Below are 2,219 nucleotides of genomic sequence, written 5' to 3' on the forward strand. Positions count from 1 at the left end.
GGAACGCCAGAACGACCATGAGCGCGAGGAGCAGGCCGCTTCAGGCTCCCTTTCGGCTTCTGCCCATTCGGTTTCCGCAAATACGCCTTCCGAGACGCAGAACGCTCGCCCTGCGGATGCTCAGTCCCCGCACGGCAGCCCCGACAGGTCAAAAGACCAGGACGAAGCCCTTGAAGCGCCTCCAGCCGCACCCGCTTCCGTGCAGCAAGCGCCGTCCCCTGCGGATTCCTCCGCCTTCCCGGGAGATGCCGTGCGGCATCCCTCTCCCATGCCCCATGCGTCTCCCCACGCCGGAAGATTCATGCAGACGGACATGCCCCGCCTCAATCACCGCCAGAGGGAAATGTGGCCCCGCATTGAACAGGTTGGCAGCATAAGTCGCCAGGAATACCAGCAGATGGTGGGCGAAAACATTTCCATGCGCACGGCGCAGTATGATTTGCAGCTTTTTGTGCAGATGGGTCTGGTACGTAAAGAAGGGCGCGGCCCGGCCCAGCGTTATGTGGTCGTGCCGGGCAGGCCGTTTTCCGGCTGATTCGGGCTTTCTAACGTCATATCCGGAGCATGTTCATGGTCGGCAAACTGAAAAAATTCTTTGGCCGCAAGCCGCGCCTCTCGCGCGAGCAGGCCATGACCGCCTTTCACAGGCGATATGCCTCCTTCAAGGAACTGCTTCAGGCCAATGCGGACCTGGCCGGCATTCTGGCCGGTCTTAATGCCGCACAGCATGGCGAACGACACATGGAAACAAGCCAGGTGCGCAAGGAAGCCCGGCGTGCGATCTTTCGTTGTGACCGCATGGCCGCCGCGCTCAACGATATTTCCGGCCGACGGCATCTGGGGCTGAATGCAGCCGTACACAGCATTGCCGGGCGCATAGAAAAAGAGCTGGATCAGCGTACTCGCGGCGATGTGCCGAGCCTGACCCTGAATCTTACGGAAGTGGACGCCAGCATGGCCTACAGTGTGGGCGGCAAAAACGCCAATCTCGGTGAACTGCGGAACATGCTGGACATGCCCGTGCCGCGCGGCTTCGCCATCACCATAAAGGCCGGAACCATCTTCCTTCTGCGCACGCCGGGACTTTTCAAAAGCGTCTACTCCCTGTTGCGCTCCGTGGATCCTGACAAGCCTGACAACATCAATGCTGTTTCCCGCCAGGTGGAAAAGCTCATCCGCGAGGCCCCCGTTCCCAAAGAAGTGGAAGACGCCCTGCTCAAAGCCTGGGATCTGGCCTATGGCAATGATCCCAATGCGGTGGCGGCCCTGCGCTCCAGCGCCATTGCCGAAGACGGGGTTCAGTCCTTTGCCGGGCAATACCGCAGTCTGCTGGGCGTTACGCGCAACGACCTGATCCCGTCGTTCAAGGTTGTTGTTGCCAGCCTGTTTTCACCCCGCGCCCTGACCTACCGCGCCAGCCACGGCTATGCTCTTGATGCCATGGGCATGGGCCTGTGCTGTGTTGAAATGGTGCGCGCCCGTGCCGCCGGCGTGGTTTTTTCGCGCCACCCTGTGGATCTGCGCTCCAACAGCATTGTCATCAACGGCCTGTGGGGTCTGGGAGAAATGGTGGTGGACGGCTCCGGCACGCCGGATCAGTGGCTGGTATCAAGGGCCACCGGCAAGATCACCAAAACCACCATTGCTCACAAGGCTGTGCGCCTGCGTCTGGTGCGCCACGGATCGGGAGTTGAAAGCGAGATGGTTCCCGTACCCGACGCCCTGCGGGATGTTCCCTGCCTCAGCGATGATCAGGTGCGCCGCCTGGCGGACATGGCTATGGAACTGGAGCGTCATTACCAGTATCCGCAGGATATGGAATGGGCTGTGGACGAAGAGGATCAGATTGTACTGCTGCAAACCCGGCCAATGGGACTGGACAGCATGGCGGAAGAAAAAGCCGCGCCCATCCTCGGACATCTGCGGCCGCTGCTTTCCGGCGCGGACGTGGCCGCCAGGGGCGTGGGCTGCGGCCCCGTGGTTTTTGTGGGCGATGGAGAAGATATTACCCATTTTCCCGAAGGCGCGGTCATGCTCATGGACCATTCCTCGCCCAGCGCCATGTCGGCCATGCGGCGCGCCTCGGCCATTATCGCACAGACGGGCAGCCTCACCGGGCATATGGCGTCCATATGCCGCGAATTCGGGGTTCCCACGCTTATGAACCTGCCGGGCGTCACGGGCGTGCTCAGCGAAGGACAGGTGATCACCGTGGACGC

Annotated in this window: 1 protein-coding gene and 1 pseudogene; both read left to right on the forward strand. The window is 61.5% G+C overall.

Features of this window, described 5'->3' with window-relative positions; all coding sequences use genetic code 11:
• Positions 1-535 (forward strand): annotated as a pseudogene (locus V6C16_RS11615) (sigma 54-interacting transcriptional regulator); the annotation flags it as partial.
• Positions 536-570: 35 nt separating this feature from the next.
• Positions 571-2,219, forward strand: a 1,649-nt coding sequence (locus V6C16_RS11620) for a PEP/pyruvate-binding domain-containing protein (protein ID WP_333543277.1), incomplete at its 3' end; no start/stop codon positions are given.

It is taken from the genome of Desulfovibrio sp. 1188_IL3213 (assembly GCF_036763145.1).
Taxonomy (GTDB): Bacteria; Desulfobacterota; Desulfovibrionia; order Desulfovibrionales; family Desulfovibrionaceae; genus Desulfovibrio.